Origin of the sequence: Rickettsia monacensis (genome assembly GCF_000499665.2) — a bacterium.
GTDB classification, from domain to species: Bacteria; Pseudomonadota; Alphaproteobacteria; order Rickettsiales; family Rickettsiaceae; genus Rickettsia; species Rickettsia tamurae.
The window spans coordinates 660,468-677,999 of record NZ_LN794217.1 but is presented as its reverse complement, the minus strand read 5'-3'; the positions used below and the strand labels follow the sequence as shown (position 1 = coordinate 677,999).

Sequence of the window (17,532 nt, the reverse complement as noted above, 5' to 3'; positions counted from 1 at the left end):
AGTGTATAATACGGAAGACTATTGTACACTTGTGAGAATTTTTAAAGATGACATCTATTCGTAATATAGCAATTATTGCCCACGTTGATCATGGGAAAACTACGCTTGTTGATAACATGCTTAAACAAAGCGGAACATTTAGAGCTAACCAAGCAGTAGCCGAGCGTGCTATGGACTCTAACGATCTTGAGCGTGAACGCGGTATTACCATACTAGCCAAATGCACTGCTTTTATGTGGAACGATATCCGTATTAATATCGTCGATACGCCGGGACATGCTGATTTTGGCGGTGAAGTAGAACGCATATTAAGCATGGTTGACGGTGTTGTGTTACTTGTCGACGCTTCTGAAGGACCGATGCCGCAAACAAAATTTGTGCTTTCTAAAGCGTTAAATCGCGGCTTAAAACCTATTGTCGTTATTAATAAAATAGATAGGGATGACCAAAGAATTAAAGAAGTTATCGACGAAGTATTCGAGCTATTTGTAGCGTTAGAGGCCAATAACGATCAGCTTGACTTCCCTATAGTTTATGCATCAGGGAGAGCAGGAAGAGCATCTTTAAACTTTGATGATAAAATTAATCCTTTAGACAATTTAGCAGATGATTTAGCACCGCTTTTCGACCTTATAGTAACACATGTACCTACGCCCGAAGCCGATGATAAAACCCCATTTTCTATGCTTGTTACTACTAGAGAATATAATTCTTTCTTCGGTAGGGTTTTAACGGGACGTGTACAAAGCGGCACTGTTAAAATCAACCAAAACGTAAAAGTATTAAATCGTGAGAATAAAGTACTTGAAACCGGACGTATCACTAAAATATTAGCATTTAGAGGCTTAGAAAGAATAGCTATAGACGAGGCTACAGCCGGTGATATTATTGCCGTAGCAGGCGTTGAAAATGCCAACGTTGCCGATACTATATGTTCACCTGAAGTAACTGAGGCCGTACCGTCTCTACCTATCGATCCGCCGACTTTATCCATGACTTTTAGCGTTAATGACTCACCGCTTGCAGGAAGCGAAGGGACAAAAGTAACATCAAGCTTGATTGGAGCTAGGTTAATGCGTGAGCTTGAGAGTAACGTTGCATTAAAAGTTACCGAAGCAGCTGAAAAAAATGCTTTCCAAGTTGCAGGACGAGGAGAATTACAACTTAGTATCTTAATCGAAACTATGCGTCGTGAAGGATTTGAGTTATCTATCAGTAGACCGGAAGTATTATTCCAAACCGATGAGAAAGGTAATAAGCAAGAGCCAATGGAAGAAATTCAAGTTGACGTTGATGACGATTATGTTGGAGTAGTCATAAAATCTTTAGCACTTAGAAAAGCCGAAATGACTGATATGAGACCGTCAGGCGGAGGTAAAAGCCGTGTTACGTTTATTGGACCGTCTAGAGGATTAATCGGCTATCACAGCCAATTTCTAACCGAAACACGTGGTACAGGAATTATGAACCGTATTTTTCACGGATACGCTGATTATAAAGGAAATATCGAGGGAAGACGTAACGGCGTGCTTATCTCTAACGGTGACGGGGCAGCTGTCGCATATGCTCTATCGAATCTAGAAGAAAGGGGGAAAATGTTTATAAACCCTAGCGATAAAGTATATAGAGGTATGATTATCGGCGAACATAATCGTGATAATGATTTAGAGGTAAACCCACTAAAAGCGAAGCAATTAAGCAATGTTAGAGCAGCAGGTAAAGACGAAGCTATAAGGCTAACTCCGCTGATGCTTTTAACGTTAGAGCAGGCAATCAGCTATATACAGGATGACGAGCGAGTTGAAGTAACACCGAAATCTATTCGTCTACGTAAAGCTATGCTTGACCCTAACGACCGTAAAAGAGCTGCAAAGTAAAGAATTTTAATGCTGCATTTTTAAATTTTTCTGTTATTATTAAAATATACTAAAAATATCTAAAGGTTGTTATGAAAACAAATTATGTAGCTATAACTAACAGAGGACAGATAACAATTCCTATTTATATCAGGAAAAAATTAAATTTATCTACCGGCAGTAAGCTAGAAGTAATAATACAAGATATTTCTTTTGTGGTAATACCTATAAATAAATCTCTTAAAAACTTGAAGAATATTTTACCTAAACCGAAAAATACTCTTACAATAGAAGAAATGAACCAAATTATTAAAGGTTCATATGATAGGAATTGATACAAATATTTTGGTTCGTTACTTAACAGAAGATGATCTTGTACAAAGTGTTAAAGCTACAGAATTAATTAAAAAATACTTCGGTCAAGAAAATTCAATATTCATAAATAATATAGTTATATGTGAATTAGTTTGGGTATTAGAAAAAGGGTATAAATATTCAAAAGAACAAATAATTATGGTATTAAAAGAAATATTTAGCACAGTTGAATTTAGTTTTGAGAACCAACAAATCTTATGGCTATCTATTTTAGAGTATGAGACTCATAAGACGGATTTTCTGATATTTTAATAGGAAAGTTAAATATATTTAGCGGCTGTAATTACACTATTACTTTTGATAAAGCCGCTAGTCAACTAACAATGTTTAGATATTGTTTATAATATTAAAATGTAAAAGTAAAGAATTGATCTGACAGTTAAGGATTGTTGGGTACGAAGAAAAAAGATAAGATAGTACCTGGCAAGTTTTAACAACCTACTAAAAAGGAGACTGTCAGATGACAACATATCAAGAAAAAATCATAAAGCCAAGAATCGGTTTATTAAAACTCGCTGAACAATTAGGGAATGTATCACAAGCTTGCAAAGTAATGGGTTATAGCAGGGATACATTTTATCGTTACAAAGAGCTCCATGATCAAGGTGGGGAGGGGGGAAGCTCTATATGAGATGACTAGACGTAAAGCTTGCATTAAGAATCGTGTGCCCGCAAATATAGAGGATGCTGTAGTTAATATAGCTGTTGAATTTCCAGCATTTGGTCAGGAACGTGCTGCTAATGAATTACGCAAGAGTGGGATAATCATTTCTGGTGGCGGAGTTAGATCTGTGTGGTTACGTCATGATTTAGAAAGTTTCAAAAAACGTCTAAAAGCTCTAGAGACTAAAGTAACCCTGATTATGGATAAGAAATACATGGTTTATTAGGTTTAAGTTGGTAAGCAATAAGAGCAGAGAATAAAGAAGTAAAAAAATTAATAGGTGATCGATGTCTGGAAGGAGTAATATTAAAATTCTCTTTTATGTAGCCAAAAATGGTTTCGATAATGAATCTCTTCCTTAAAAGGATTTTATCCAAAAGAGGTAATAAATAGTTTTTCATATCCTTTCTTATTCCGGTAATTTTTATTAAACCTTGCTTATAAAGTTTTGTAAACATTTTTTCTGAAATAAACCCCTTATCATCATAACACTTACCTTTTAGACCTTTTTGATAACCATTGCTTCAAATGCAATTCTGTCATCAACATTACCTTTGGTAATTTTAACAGCAATAATTTCTCCCTTATCATTGATTATCATATGAAGCTTGAATCCAAAAAACCAATCGACAGAACTACGTCCCATTTTTGCAAGATTATTAAAAGTTCTGTTAGAATTAATTCTGATATTTTTACATACTGCAAAATGTGTGGAATCTGCATAATAAATTCCCGTTCTTTTCCCACTTAAGTAATGTAACATCACAATCAATGGCAGAAATAATGAAGGAATAAGCTGAACAAATCTCTCATAACAAGGTGGATTCCTGAACAAATTACCATTAATAATAAAGTTTTGGTAATAAGCTTTTAAATGTTTATATGCACTAAAATGGTAAAAATCATTATTGAGAGTTCTTCACTTAAGGAAAGCTTACCTTCTCTAAATCTTTGCTTATTACTTTTCAGCAATTGATGTTTTACCCATTTCTCATAAATTTTACAAAATTTATCTACTATACAAAATATTGTAGTATATTTACACATGTTATTAAACCTTTATTTTGCTCCTTCAGTGCCCTATTTATATAAGGTTTAATAACTCTTGTAACCTTCCTTCCTCTCTATTCCTTATCCATAATCGGGGTTATAGTAGCAAATGATGGTATTGTTTTAAGTGATAATCAACTTGCTGTTCTTGAAAAAGTTAAAAACCAACGTGAAGCTAGTGGTGAAATAGAAACTATGCACCCTGGCTACCTTGGTTCACAAGATACTTACTATGTTGGTAATATTAAAGGCATAGGCCGTATTTATCAGCAAACTTTTGTCGATACCTATTGAGGAGTAGCTATTTGTAAACTCTATACCGAAAAGACGGCTATTACAGCTGCAGACCACTTAAATGATAAGGTTATTCCATTCTTTGCAAACCATGATATCCCTCTGCTTAGAATATTAACTGATAGAGGTACGGAATATTGTGGAAAACCAGAAAACCATGCTTACCAACTATATCTTGGCATTGAGAATATCGATCATTCCAAAACTAAAGCATATAGTCCTCAAACCAACGGTATCTGTGAGCGTTTCCATAAAACTATGCAGGAAGAGTGCTATCACATTCTATTCCGCAAAAAATTTTATAATTCACTTGATGAATTGCAAACAGATATAGATAACTGGCTTGTGAGTTACAATAATGCAAGACCTCATTCCGGTAAACATTGCTTTGGTAAAACACCAATGCAATCTTTTACAGATTCACTTTATATTGCTAAAGATAAAAATATTGGTAATATTGGTAATATAGATAAAAATATTGGTAATATAGAGAGAATATCAGACAATTTGATGATTGCCCATCAAGCTGCCTGATTACTCAACTCTATCAGATTAAGTCGTAACTTGTACATTTTAAATTTGCTATTTTTCTTTTATAATATGGAATCAAACACTATAATAACAAACCTTTTTAACGGCTTCTATTACATCGATCTCGCTCGGCAAAGCTAATTTTTCTAAATTAACGGCATAAGGAAGAGGAACATCTTTGCCGCTTACAATCTCTATCGGAGCATCTAAATAATCAAATACTTCTTTCATAACAATAGAGGCTATACTTGCACCGACACCGGCAAAAAACCACCCTTCTTCGACTATAACTAAACGATTAGTTTTTTTCACCGATTCTATTATCGTCTCAGTATCAAGAGGCTTAATAGTACGTAAATCAATAACCTCGCAATCAATATTATCATTCTGCAAAATATTTGCAGCATCTAGGGCAAGTTTTACTTGAATTGAGAAAGTTACTATAGTGACGCTACTACCTTCTTTTAAAATTTTTGCCTGACCAAAGGGTATAGGCTCGATTGTTTCCGGTACGTCAAAACTGTGACCGTATAAAATCTCATTTTCCAAAAAAATAACCGGATTATCGTCTCTAATAGCCGTGAGCATAAGCCCTTTATGATCTTCGGCACTATAAGGAGCTACTACTTTTAACCCTGGAATATGAGAATAACAAGCTGTATAATTTTGGCTATGCTGAGCTGCTACTCTACTTGCTGCTCCGTTTGGTCCTCTAAACACTATCGGACATTTTACCTGCCCGCCTGACATGTAATGCGTTTTTGCAGCAGAATTAACTATATGATCGAATGCTTGCATAGCAAAGTTAAAAGTCATAAACTCCACGATTGGGCGAAGTCCTGCAAAAGCTGCCCCGACTGCAAGCCCTGCAAAACCATACTCCGTTATTGGCGTGTCAATTACTCTCTTAGGACCAAACTGCTCTAATAATCCTTGCGTTACCTTATAAGCTCCTTGATATTCTGCAACTTCCTCACCTATGACAAAAACCTTGTCGTCTCTTATCATCTCTTCTTGCATCGCATCACGCAATGCTTCACGTACCGTTATTTGCATTTTTCTTTTTATTTGATTAAATGTTCTATGTCATTCCTATAGTACTTATGTCATTCCCGCTTTCGCGGGAATCCAGAAAAAAATTAAAAAAGACTGGATGCCGTGGTCAAGCCACGGGATGACAAATATTCGTATACAACTCCCTCTCATCAGGTAGCGGTGAATTTTCTGAGAATTCTACTGCTTCTTTCATAATTTCTTTTACCGACTGTTCTATTTCTTTTAAATCTGCTTCGGTTGCATATTTATTGTCGAGTATCGTTTTTCTTATTATTACCAACGGATCACGCTCTTTATATTGCTCAACTTCTTCTTTACTGCGATATTTTGCCGGATCAGACATCGAATGCCCACGATAACGATAAGTTTTCACCTCTAATATCAGCGGAAAGCTATTTTCTCTAACATACTCGGCTGCTTGCTTAGAACCGTCATACATTTCTTCAAAATCCATACCATCTAGCTGAAATCCTTTAATCCCAAACGATTCCCCTTTCTTATATAAATCACGCATAAAGGTAGAACGTGCTACAGACGTCCCCATCGAATATTCGTTATTTTCAATAATATAAACTACAGGTAAACCCCATAAAGCAGCCATATTAAAGGCTTCATATACTTGACCTTGATTAACCGCACCATCACCTAAAAAAGTAAAGCAAATATTATTCGTACCATTATATTTCTCGGCAAAAGCAAGCCCTGTACCTATCGGTACTTGAGCTCCGACTATACCGTGTCCACCGTAAAATTTATTCGGTACGTCAAATAAATGCATCGAACCGCCCTTACCTTTCGAGCAGCCTGTAGCTCGTCCCATAAGCTCGGCAAGAACGTATTTAGGCTCTGTTCCCGCTAAAATAATATGAGCATGATCACGATAGCTAGTAATTGTACTATCTCCTTTTTGTTTAACCATATCTACCGCAGAAATTACTGCTTCCTGCCCGATATATAAATGACAAAAACCGCCTATTTCTCCCATACCGTATAGCTGCCCGCATTTTTCTTCAAAACGACGCAATAGGAGCATATCTTTAACGCTTTTTATATATTCTTCTTTTGTCGGCTTATATTTTCCTAACTTAATATCCACTAATTACTCCTTAAGACTATTGTCATCCCGTGGCTTGACCACGGGATCCAGGCTTTTTAAATTTTTTTCTGGATTCCCGCTTTCGCGGGAATGACATAAAACTAAAAATCATCAAAATTAAAATTCACAAAATACGGTACATGATCCGAAGGTGGCGGCCAATCACGTGCTTCTGGTAGTAAATGCATAGAAAATAATGCATCTTTTAAATTATCGCTAACCCAAATATGATCAAGCCTTCTACCTCTGTTAGATTTTTTCCAATCTATATTTCTATAGCTCCACCAAGTATAAAACTTTTCGTCAAACGGAACAAAATGCCTACTACTATCGATAAAACCTAACGAGTTTTGTAGCTCTACCAATAACGAGCGTTCAATATCGGTATGGCTGATAACATTTCGCAGCTGCTTACTAGACCATACATCATGTTCATGCGGAGCAATGTTCAAGTCCCCGACAATAATAATTTTATCGTTTTTAGTACGGTTAGTAGTTAACCATTCCTGCATTAACCTTACATATTCGAGCTTATGCTTAAATTTTGTATTTACCTCGATATCAGGTACATCACCACCGGCAGGAACATAAAAATTATGTATTTCTATATCATTAACTATAGCGGCTATATGCCTTTTATCACTATTATATAACTCCAATGAAAAAGCATTATTCAAAGGAAATTTTGAAATAATAGCAACACCGTTATATGATTTCTGCCCTGCATATATTACATGTTCATAGCCTATATTTTTAATAACTTCAATAGGAAATAATGAATCAGCTACCTTTGTTTCTTGAAGTAAAATAATATCCGGCTGATGTTCATGTGCTAATTTTCTTAATAAATCGATCCGTAAACGCAATGAATTGATATTCCAAGTAACTATCTTCATTAGACTTCTTGTATAACCTCCTTCTAAAGGTAATTTGTATGTCAATCCGGTACTCGCATCCTCACGTACTAAGTGTACGCTGCGGTGCTGCGTTCCGTGTTTCCTTCAAATTCCTCTTTATAAGATAGGTTATACAAGAAGTCTATTTAATTTTTTATAGCTGCTCCTATTATTGCATCTCTGAAATAAATTATTCCAAGTTGATTTAAAGGATTTTTCATGTCAATTTTATCTTTTTCTTCTTCAGGAATTTTAATCATAGTATTACTTAATATAGCAAAATAAAGATTATCAGGCAAAACATATCCTGCTTCACTTTGTATTCCAAGGGCTTTTCCCGTATAATGAATCATTAAATGCTTAGAATCAAGATCAGTAAGGAAAATACCGTAACCCATATAAGACTTACGCCCTTCTATATCTTTTGCTAAAAAATACTTAGTAGTCATAAGTTTATACGACTTCTTAGAAAGAATTTTCCCCTCATTCAATGCCCTATACCATTTAATAAGATCAACCGGTGTTGATATTATACCGCCGTCAGCACAAGGAACTGCTAAAAAATCAGCAGTTACAGGAGTAAATATAGGTTTATTACTATTATTAGGCGTTAAAAAATATCTTACCGGATAATTAGAACTAATAACATTTTTTTGAATTCTAGCGGCTTCACTATATGAAGCAAAACTAGTAGATTTCATATTAAGAGGTTTAAAAAATTCATCATAAAAAAAGTTAGCTAAATCTTTTTTAGCCACCTTTTCGATAATCATACCAAGTATAACAAAATTAGTATTACTATATTTAAATTTTTTCCCTATAGATATTTCTAAAGGCTTAGAAGAAACAAATTGTAATATTTTCTTATGAATCTCTTTCTTAGGCATATTTAAATCAAGTTTAACAAAACTAAAATATTCAGCAATACCGCTACTATGCGTTAATAAATTATGGATAGATATTTTATATGCCCAATCCGGCACTTTTCCTCCCCACATTTCCGGATCAAGATATTTATAGATTTTATCGTTAATATTTAATAATTCCTGCTCTTGTAATTTTAAAATTCCTGCAGCTGTAAAAGGCTTTGTAGCAGAAGCAATAGGCATCATTTCATTTGCTTTTAATTGCTCACCGTTTAAAGCAAAGATTCCTTTAGCACCGGTTAATAAAGTTTTATAATCATCGGCAAACATAAAAACGGCATTAAAAAATCTATTACTTATATATTCTTTTTCTGCTTCATTGATTCTTTGCTGTATATCTGCAAAACAATCAACACAATTAGTAATTAAAAAAAGCAGCAATAAAAAATATCTACGAATCATAACTTCAACACTCCACAAACTTATCAGTAGACATCTTACATAACTTGCTTCTAAAGGTAATTTGTACGTCGATCCGGTACTCTAATCCTCACGTACTAAGTGTACGCTGCGGTTCTACGTTCCGTGTCTCCTTCAAATTCCTCTTTATTAGCTGCGATTATGTAAGACGTCTAGTAAAATAAAACGGTAATTTTGCTTCTAACTTAATCTCTTTACCAAAAATTTTTTCAGATAAACATATATTATTAGCATGCAAGAACATATATTTACTATACGGCATTATTTCTTTATTACCATATTTATCATCTCCAAGTATCGGGCAACCTAATAATTTAGAATGCAACCTTAATTGATGCATTCTACCTGTAACCGGCGTAAATTCAATTAAAAATAAATTATTATCAAGCGATTTAAGTAATTTATAATAAGTAATGGCAAGTTTACCATTTTCACTATCAATATCAGTAATTTTAGGTGTACTTCCTTTACTCTTTTCTATATTACTTCTAACTTCGCCTACATTTTTAATTGGCTTTCCATAGGTTACAGCAAAATATGTTTTTACAACCAATTTTTCTTTAAAAGCATCATGAAGTTTTACACTACTTAAATAATTTTTGGCTATTAAGAGTAAACCGCTTGTTTCTTTATCTAACCTATGTACTAGCTTAAAATCAGCACCTTTATAATTCAAATATTTTAATGCAGAGTCAATAGATAATTTTATTTTACTGCCACCTTGAGTAGCAAGACCTGCAGGTTTATTTATAGCTATTAAATTATCATCTTCATATATCAGATAATCGGTAGTAATTTTCTTCGCTAGCTTAATTTCAGCATCGGTAAAAACTAATTTTTCGGGTTGCTTAACAGGTAAATTAAACTTATCGTTAATAAAAATTTTATCGCCGCCCTTTACTCTTAAACTCGCTTCTACTTTCTGAGAATTAACGGTAATTTGTTTTTGACGTAATGCTTTCTCTATTACTCCTTGAGTCAATAACGGATATAGACGTTTTAAATATTTATCTAATCTAGAAGAAATAGGAGTATTGACATCGATGATCATTTAGAGCTTTTTATTGTGTTATTGCATGGCATTGGCACTATTGCATGGATCGAAAAACCTACTCGATGTCATCCCCGCGTAGGCGGGGATCCAGAAAAATAACTTCAAATATCGATATAGAAGTTATTTATTCAAAAAATAAACCTATAAAAACAAGTTTTTATAGGTTTTACTAGATTCCCGCCTACGCGGGAATGACATAAAACGATCCGCACAATAACGCCAACTGACCACGGTGATATTTTTAACTACTTTTTATTAAAAAATAGCACCAAATTATTATAGATAAAAGGATTATAGCAAAAAGCTGATGTATAGAGGCAATTATTATAGGTACAGAGTATAAAAGAGTAATTATTCCGGTAGATATCTGCATCAATAATGCAATCATTAGAAAATACGCTATCTTATTTAATTTTGGATGTTCTATTTTTAATAAGCAAATTACCAAAACCACAACAACCAAAAATACGTTATAGCCGCCTAAACGATGTATGAATTGTATAAAAACCGGATCATACCAATTTTTAAGATCAAAAAAATTGTCTTTTACCTCCATCGGAACAAAACTATCACCCATTAGCGGAAAACTATTATATATCAGCCCTGAATCAAGCCCTGCAACTAAAGCACCTAAAAAAATTTGCACATATATTACAGTAATAGCAATACCGGAAAATATTAATGGTAATTTTAAATCTGTTTGTGACGGTATTAACAAAATATCACAACGATTTTTTATTAATTGATAAAAAAGTATGTGATAAATAATTACGGCGATAATTAAATGAAAAGCAAGTCGAAAATGACTAACAGACGGGCTATTCAACAAGCCGCTTTTAACCATATACCATCCCATAAAGCCTTGTACGCAAAACAACAACAAAGCAATTATATAAGGTAGCATGTCACGATTTTTTATAACATCTTTAAAATAAAAATATATTAAAGGTACAATATATATTAAAGCTGTAATTCTACCGAGTAATCGATGTATAAACTCTAACAGATAAATAAACTTAAACTGCGATAAAGTCATTCCGTAATTAACAGAGTTATATTCAGGAAAAGCTTTATATTTAGCAAATTCCGCTTGCCAGCTTTCAAAACTAAAAGGCGGCAAAATACCGGTTACCGGACGCCACTCAACTATAGATAAACCAGAACCAGTAAGCCTTGTTATCCCCCCTATAACAATCATCGCTATGACCATTATACAACTTATACACAACCATTTTGTAATAGACATCTTCCCAAATTCTACTTCTAGAGGTAACTTGTACGTCAATCCGGTACTCGCATCCTCACGTACTTTTTCGTACGCTGCGGTGCTGCGTTCCGTGTTTCCTTCAAATTCCTCTCTATAAGCGAATTTGAAAAGATGTCTAATTAAACTTTTCTGCACTTTTATTTTAAGTTTATGTTTTTTTTGCTTCGTCATTGCGAGAAGAATTACAACGTAATTCGACGAAGTAATCTTATGAGTTTCTTATTATTTCATGAGATTCCCACGCAGCTTATGGCTGCTCGCAATGACGATTGAGGAGTCATACAACAATAACCTACCCACCCCTCAAATCAAGACTCTACATTCTTTTCCGTATCTTCGGCGGTATTAACAGGACATTTCTTATTTGATTTTTTATTACGATATCTACGTTTTGTCTTTTTTGGAGCAGCTTGTGCTTCTTCTAAGCCGGCATTACTTTCTACAACTTTCACCTCTTCCACAACGCTTACGGTTTGCTCTACCGGTTCTTTTGCCTCTAAACTCTTATCTTTTACTTCATTAGCAATATTATTACTATTATTAGCTGTTTTCCATTTATGTTTATTTTTGCGTAACTGTTCTTTTTTCGGCTCTTCTTCAGTATAATCGGCACTATGATTCTGAATTACCGGCTTAACAGGATTAACATTATTGTTATTTTTCTTCAACAACTTCACTTTTTCAATCGAATAACTATCTGATGTAGCATTAGGATCGGAATAAAAATTAAGCTTTATATTATATTTTTCTTCAATAAATTTTATTTCAGCACGTTTATTATTAAGTAGATAAATAACTGAAACGATATTGGTAAAAACATTTATTACATCAATTCTTTCTTCAAAAATTTCATTCTCTATAGTACGTAAAATTAACATAGCATTAGCGTAACTCGCTCTAATGACTCCTTTACCGTTACAATGAGAACAAATTGCCGAATTAGTTTCTAAGAAAGAAGAACGTAATCTCTGCCTTGAGAATTCAAGTAGTCCAAACTGACTAATATTACCGGTTTGTATACGAGCACGATCATGACTTAAAAACTCTTTAAAGGATCGTTCAATAACTTTACGATTCTTAGCTTCGCTCATGTCTATAAAATCAACAACTATCAAACCTGATAGATCTCTAAGCTTTACTTGCTTTGCTACTTCTTTGGCTGCTTCTAAATTAGTTTTTAGTGCCGTTTCTTCGATATTTTTTTCAGAAGTTGATTTACCGGAATTTACATCAATTGAAATAAGAGCTTCCGTAGGATTAATAACGATATATCCCCCTGAAGGTAGTGTCACGACAGGCTGATATAATTTAACTAATTGCTCTTCTACTTGAAACTTAGTAAATATAGGAGTTTTATTTTTATGTTCTTTAAGTTTTGAAAGCTCTGAAGGTAATAAATCCTGCATAAATTTTGAAGCATCTTCATATGCTTCCTGTCCTTGAATCACTACTTCTTTAACATTGTGATCACACATATCACGTATGGTTTTACGTATTATACTATCTTCCTCATGAATAAAACACGGAGCTGGAAATTTAATAGTACTTTTACGAATTTTATTCCATAACCTTGCTAAATAATTATAGTCTTTCTTTAAATCTAAGGTGCTACTTCCTCTACCTGCGGTTCTAACAATGATACTATAAGCATTTTTGTCACCACTTACTATTTTATTTAAAATATCTTTCAGTCTTTTTCTTTCTTCCCCGTTTGATATTTTACGCGATATGCCGTTTTGTGAACCTTTATTAGGCATTAAAACACAATATTTACCAGCCAAGGATATATAAGTAGTAAAAGCGGCACACTTATTTCCTCGTTCTTCCTTAGCAACCTGCACCAATAATATTTGGTTTTTTCTTATTACTTCTTGAACTTTATATTGTTTATATTGCGGAATATTTGACTCAGAGGTGTCGCTTTGAATAATTTCAATATCATCAGCTGCTTCTAAATTAAGTTCTGAATGGAATTTACTCTCTACTAAATCTTCTATGGTTTTTAGGTCAATTTCTTCACTATCAACTAAAGAATCATATATAGCTGCCGGTTTCTCTTTATCATCCTCAACCGTAATATTTGAAAGAGCTATTTCAGGAAAAGCATTAACCGGAAAATTTCTCTCCGAGGCAGGCAAATTGTAGTAGTTAGGATGGATTTCACTAAACGGTAAAAATCCACTTTTATCCATTCCATACTCTATAAAAACAGCTTGTAGCGACGGCTCTATTCTTGTGACTTTTGCTAAATAAATATTACCTTTATTTTGTTGTCTTACGGTTGTTTGAAATTCAATATCTTCTATATTGTTGCTTTGTCCTAATAAAACTACTCTTGTTTCGCTTGGAAAATTAGCATCAATTATAATCTTTTTATTCATTTATCTTGCTCACTAACTTGAAGAACAAATAATTAATATAATGCTTGTATCTTAAGAAAAATCATTGCTTATCTTGTATTAATTTATTTAAATAGATAATTTATCTATGATTAAAGAGCAAAAATGAAATTCTAGATAAACTTCAAATAACACCTCCTTAAAATACTAAAAAATATATTATTATTTTTCTTACATTAAAATATTTTCATATTATTTAATTCATTAATTTTTTTAAAATTAAACAATAATTATATACAAATTATAAATTAAGACTACCATATTTGATTAAAAGCTGATAATCTAATAACTATCCATATATACTTAAATAATGGAATTACGAATCTCTTTAATTTTTAAGAATCTCTTTAATTTTTAAGATAATAATCTTAATCATTATAATTAATGAGTTATATACCATGTATTTATTGTTTAGCAAACACTTAATTTATGACTTTAAAAAACGATTACAAAACTATTTTTTTCTCACTTTTGGGAATATTTATTTTTTCCTGTATCAATGCCATAAATTTTTATAATTTTAAAATCTTTTTACTGATAAATAAAAATCTATGCGGAGAACAAATAAATCATATAAATCAAACTAAATTTATAGGTTCGATAATCGCAGGCTTTGCCTTAACACAGTTAATTAATAAGTTAAGTAATAAAAAAATTATTTTAATTAGCTTATCTTTATTAATTATTTGTACAATAAACCTAATTTTATTAAATAATTATACTTTAATTAAAATTAATTTTATTTTAATTAATTTTGGAACATTTTCATATTTCACTTCTATAACATTAGACATTATTGAGAGTAGCAAAGAAAAGAAATATTTTTTTTTAGCTTGTATAATGTTGTTATGGGCGGGTGGAAACTTAATGGTAGATTTATTAAATCCATTTATAAAACCGACAAATAATACTATAGTAATTTGTGCATTGTTATACTGTATCAATATACTAACCGAATTTCTGCATTATAATCCTACATCTCATAAATTAAATTTAAATTCAAAATTTTCATCCTTAATAAAAAATGTCGAATTACAATTATTGACAGGCTTAGTAGTTGCTTATATCACCTTGGATATATTATGGTATTATGAAGCTTTTGCATTAAAGAAAGAATTAGCATTAATTAATTTAAGACTTATACTAAAATATATTTTCCTAGCAATATGTTTTTCTATAATTCCTATATGCTATATATTAAGCAAAGTAAATAAATATTTGGCTAATTTATCACTAACTATAATTCTACTAGTCTGCTTTATTTTACTACCGCTTCATGGAACTAATAAAAACCTTAATATATTATATATAATACTAATCGGTAGTTGTTTAGGATCCATTTATATTTGCAATATTTTAATACTAATTGATAAATTTAGAGATTACGAACTTAGAACAGCTTTATTTTCGTATTTTTCAATGTGCAGCATCGGTATATATGCCGGAGCTTTATCATCTCATGTACCTTACGGCACTATTAACGGCAGTGATTTCTTATTTTCCGTTTTTGCCGTAGTCGGTAGTTTTGTAGCTTATCATTTTTGGTATTTTATTAAGTATAAATTATATAGATTTTAATGTCACCCTGTGGCTTGACCACGGGGTCCAGTTAAAAATACTAATAAATTAGTATTTTTAGTTAACCCCGATTATGGATAAGAAATACATGGTTTATTAGGTTTAAGTTGGTAAGCAATAAGAGCAGAGAATAGAGAAGTAAAGAAATTAATAGGTGATCGATGTCTGGAAGGAGTAATATTAAAATTCTCTTTTATGTAGCCAAAAATGGTTTCGATAATGAATCTCTTCCTTAAAAGGATTTTATCCAAAAGAGGTAATAAATAGTTTTTCATATCCTTTCTTATTCCGGTAATTTTTATTAAACCTTGCTTATAAAGTTTTGTAAACATTTTTTCTGAAATAAACCCCTTATCATCATAACACTTACCTTTTAGACCTTTTTGATAACCATTGCTTCAAATGCAATTCTGTCATCAACATTACCTTTGGTAATTTTAACAGCAATAATTTCTCCCTTATCATTGATTATCATATGAAGCTTGAATCCAAAAAACCAATCGACAGAACTACGTCCCATTTTTGCAAGATTATTAAAAGTTCTGTTAGAATTAATTCTGATATTTTTACATACTGCAAAATGTGTGGAATCTGCATAATAAATTCCCGTTCTTTTCCCACTTAAGTAATGTAACATCACAATCAATGGCAGAAATAATGAAGGAATAAGCTGAACAAATCTCTCATAACAAGGTGGATTCCTGAACAAATTACCATTAATAATAAAGTTTTGGTAATAAGCTTTTAAATGTTTATATGCACTAAAATGGTAAAAATCATTATTGAGAGTTCTTCACTTAAGGAAAGCTTACCTTCTCTAAATCTTTGCTTATTACTTTTCAGCAATTGATGTTTTACCCATTTCTCATAAATTTTACAAAATTTATCTACTATACAAAATATTGTAGTATATTTACACATGTTATTAAACCTTTATTTTACTCCTTCAGTGCCCTATTTATATAAGGTTTAATAACTCTTGCAACCTTCCTTCCTCTCTATTCCTTATCCATAATCGGGGTTAAGTTATTTTCTGGATACCGTGGTCAAGCCACGGTATGACACCGAGCGGGCTTCTCGAGCCATGCAACAATGCTTTCAGTCGCTCGCAATGACGATTATGTAATATTTTGTAATATAATATAACTTGTATAATTCGGCATTAAATATTAATATTTAAATATATTTTTACAATGCCTAAAATGCAGCAAAGTACATTATTAAAACCGGTTAGTTGTTACGGAATCGGGGTTCACTCAGGAAAACGCACCCAGTTAACTATAGAACCCGCTAAAGAAAATACCGGAATTATATTCATTAGAACCGATATATCTTCTGAAAAGAATTATATTGAAGCTAGCTATTTCAATGTTTCCGATACCTTGTTATCTACCACTATAAGTAATGATCATAAAGTTCAAATTTCAACAATTGAACATTTAATGGCAGCACTTTGGGGGTGCGGCATTGATAATGCAATTATTAAAATTGACGGTCCTGAAGTACCAATTATGGACGGCAGTAGTAAACCTTTTGTGTTTATGATTGAATGTGCAGGTAAAAAATTACAAAATGCTCCTAAAAAATATCTAAAAATTTTAAAAAATATAAAAGTAGTTCATAAAGATTGTGAATTATATTGCACTCCTTCCGATCACATTACTGTAGATTTAACCATTGATTTTAGCAGTAAAGCTATAGGCAGACAAAATCTAAGTTTTAGGGATCAAGAATCTTTTACTAAAAATATTGCGGATGCTAGAACTTTTGGCTTTATAAGAGATGTTGATTATTTGAAAAGCAAAGGGCTTGCCCAAGGTGCCTCATTTGAGAATGCTATAGGAATAGATGAGCAGGATAAAATCTTAAACCCAAACGGCTTACGTTATGAAGATGAATTCGTTCGCCATAAACTATTAGATTTATTCGGTGATTTATATACCAGCGGCACTAACGTTGTAAGTGCAATTAAAGGCTACAAAACCAGCCATGCTCTTAATAATGAATTATTGCATAAAATATTTAGCGATACTACCTCTTACAAATTTGTAACTAGCAGTGAGTTATAAT

16 protein-coding genes and 4 pseudogenes are annotated in these 17,532 nt (G+C 32.4%); 7 read left to right on the top strand and 13 right to left on the bottom strand.

Translation table 11 applies throughout. The features are described 5' to 3' along the window. The first annotated feature begins 47 nt into the window (after positions 1 to 47). The 4 genes and pseudogenes from typA to RMONA_RS08195 form a co-directional block, all read left to right on the top strand. Positions 48 to 1,877, top strand: coding sequence for a translational GTPase TypA (gene typA, locus RMONA_RS03535; protein WP_023507685.1), 1,830 nt, complete (start codon positions 48 to 50; stop codon positions 1,875 to 1,877). 71 nt (positions 1,878 to 1,948) lie between these two features. Further along, positions 1,949 to 2,191 (top strand): AbrB/MazE/SpoVT family DNA-binding domain-containing protein, encoded by a 243-nt coding sequence (locus RMONA_RS03530; RefSeq protein ID WP_023507684.1) that lies wholly within the window; start codon positions 1,949 to 1,951, stop codon positions 2,189 to 2,191. Then, entirely contained in the window at positions 2,178 to 2,483 is a 306-nt protein-coding gene (locus tag RMONA_RS03525) for a PIN domain-containing protein (RefSeq protein WP_023507683.1), read from the top strand. Before RMONA_RS03530 ends, RMONA_RS03525 begins: the two co-directional genes overlap by 14 nt. A 208-nt stretch (positions 2,484 to 2,691) precedes the next feature. After that, positions 2,692 to 3,085, top strand: a pseudogene (locus RMONA_RS08195) (helix-turn-helix domain-containing protein); the annotation flags it as partial. A gap of 7 nt (positions 3,086 to 3,092) precedes the next feature. On the opposite strand, the gene RMONA_RS03515 reads toward RMONA_RS08195, so the two are convergent. Together RMONA_RS03515 and RMONA_RS03510 are read right to left on the bottom strand one after the other, a co-directional pair. Beyond that, positions 3,093 to 3,365 carry a transposase gene (locus tag RMONA_RS03515; RefSeq protein WP_046058373.1) on the bottom strand — a complete coding sequence of 91 codons (273 nt, stop codon included), beginning with the start codon at positions 3,363 to 3,365 and terminating at the stop codon, positions 3,093 to 3,095. A 29-nt stretch (positions 3,366 to 3,394) separates the two neighbouring features. Then, positions 3,395 to 3,658 carry a transposase gene (locus tag RMONA_RS03510; protein WP_023507103.1) on the bottom strand — a complete coding sequence of 88 codons (264 nt, stop codon included), beginning with the start codon at positions 3,656 to 3,658 and terminating at the stop codon, positions 3,395 to 3,397. Positions 3,659 to 4,047: 389 nt separating this feature from the next. Between RMONA_RS03510 and RMONA_RS08190 the strand changes: the two are divergent. After that, positions 4,048 to 4,773: pseudogene (locus RMONA_RS08190) on the top strand (integrase core domain-containing protein); the annotation flags it as partial. Positions 4,774 to 4,845: 72 nt separating this feature from the next. Here RMONA_RS08190 and RMONA_RS03500 read toward each other — a convergent pair. The 9 genes and pseudogenes from RMONA_RS03500 to RMONA_RS03470 all read right to left on the bottom strand — a co-directional run bounded on the left by RMONA_RS03500 (position 4,846) and on the right by RMONA_RS03470 (position 13,866). Beyond that, positions 4,846 to 5,826 (bottom strand): pyruvate dehydrogenase complex E1 component subunit beta, encoded by a 981-nt coding sequence (locus tag RMONA_RS03500; RefSeq protein ID WP_023507681.1) that lies wholly within the window; start codon positions 5,824 to 5,826, stop codon positions 4,846 to 4,848. A 106-nt stretch (positions 5,827 to 5,932) separates the two neighbouring features. Next, positions 5,933 to 6,922, bottom strand: a complete 990-nt coding sequence (gene pdhA, locus RMONA_RS03495; RefSeq protein ID WP_023507680.1) for a pyruvate dehydrogenase (acetyl-transferring) E1 component subunit alpha — start codon at positions 6,920 to 6,922, stop codon at positions 5,933 to 5,935. A gap of 101 nt (positions 6,923 to 7,023) precedes the next feature. Beyond that, a complete protein-coding gene (gene xth / locus RMONA_RS03490; protein ID WP_023507679.1) occupies positions 7,024 to 7,818 on the bottom strand; it encodes an exodeoxyribonuclease III in 795 nt (264 codons plus the stop codon). After that, positions 7,795 to 7,964 (bottom strand): annotated as a pseudogene (locus tag RMONA_RS11400) (palindromic element RPE1 domain-containing protein); the annotation flags it as partial. The gene xth and the pseudogene RMONA_RS11400, both read right to left, overlap by 24 nt. Beyond that, positions 7,965 to 9,146: a serine hydrolase domain-containing protein gene (locus RMONA_RS03485; RefSeq protein ID WP_023507678.1), complete on the bottom strand. Its 1,182-nt coding sequence runs from the start codon at positions 9,144 to 9,146 to the stop codon at positions 7,965 to 7,967. Between the two features lie 84 nt (positions 9,147 to 9,230). Next, a pseudogene (locus tag RMONA_RS11395) lies at positions 9,231 to 9,298 on the bottom strand (palindromic element RPE1 domain-containing protein); the annotation flags it as partial. Between the two features lie 5 nt (positions 9,299 to 9,303). Next, on the bottom strand, positions 9,304 to 10,215 hold the full coding sequence (locus tag RMONA_RS03480) for an RluA family pseudouridine synthase (protein WP_023507677.1): 912 nt from the start codon (positions 10,213 to 10,215) through the stop codon (positions 9,304 to 9,306). A 244-nt stretch (positions 10,216 to 10,459) separates the two neighbouring features. Beyond that, a complete protein-coding gene (locus RMONA_RS03475; protein ID WP_037231284.1) occupies positions 10,460 to 11,464 on the bottom strand; it encodes a COX15/CtaA family protein in 1,005 nt (334 codons plus the stop codon). Between the two features lie 329 nt (positions 11,465 to 11,793). Beyond that, a complete protein-coding gene (locus tag RMONA_RS03470) occupies positions 11,794 to 13,866 on the bottom strand; it encodes an Rne/Rng family ribonuclease (protein WP_023507675.1) in 2,073 nt (690 codons plus the stop codon). Positions 13,867 to 14,313: 447 nt separating this feature from the next. On the opposite strand from RMONA_RS03470, the gene RMONA_RS03465 reads away from it, so the two are divergent. After that, on the top strand, positions 14,314 to 15,462 hold the full coding sequence (locus tag RMONA_RS03465; RefSeq protein ID WP_023507674.1) for a hypothetical protein: 1,149 nt from the start codon (positions 14,314 to 14,316) through the stop codon (positions 15,460 to 15,462). Positions 15,463 to 15,533: 71 nt separating this feature from the next. On the opposite strand, the gene RMONA_RS03460 is transcribed toward RMONA_RS03465, so the two are convergent. Together RMONA_RS03460 and RMONA_RS03455 are read right to left on the bottom strand one after the other, a co-directional pair. Then, positions 15,534 to 15,806, bottom strand: a complete 273-nt coding sequence (locus RMONA_RS03460; protein ID WP_046058373.1) for a transposase — start codon at positions 15,804 to 15,806, stop codon at positions 15,534 to 15,536. A 29-nt stretch (positions 15,807 to 15,835) separates the two neighbouring features. After that, the gene (locus RMONA_RS03455; RefSeq protein WP_023507103.1) at positions 15,836 to 16,099 is read right to left on the bottom strand and encodes a transposase; all 264 of its coding nucleotides are present in this window, start codon (positions 16,097 to 16,099) and stop codon (positions 15,836 to 15,838) included. Between the two features lie 565 nt (positions 16,100 to 16,664). On the opposite strand from RMONA_RS03455, the gene lpxC reads away from it, so the two are divergent. Further along, positions 16,665 to 17,531, top strand: a complete 867-nt coding sequence (gene lpxC, locus RMONA_RS03450; protein WP_037231273.1) for a UDP-3-O-acyl-N-acetylglucosamine deacetylase — start codon at positions 16,665 to 16,667, stop codon at positions 17,529 to 17,531. The last annotated feature ends 1 nt before the right edge of the window (position 17,532 follow it).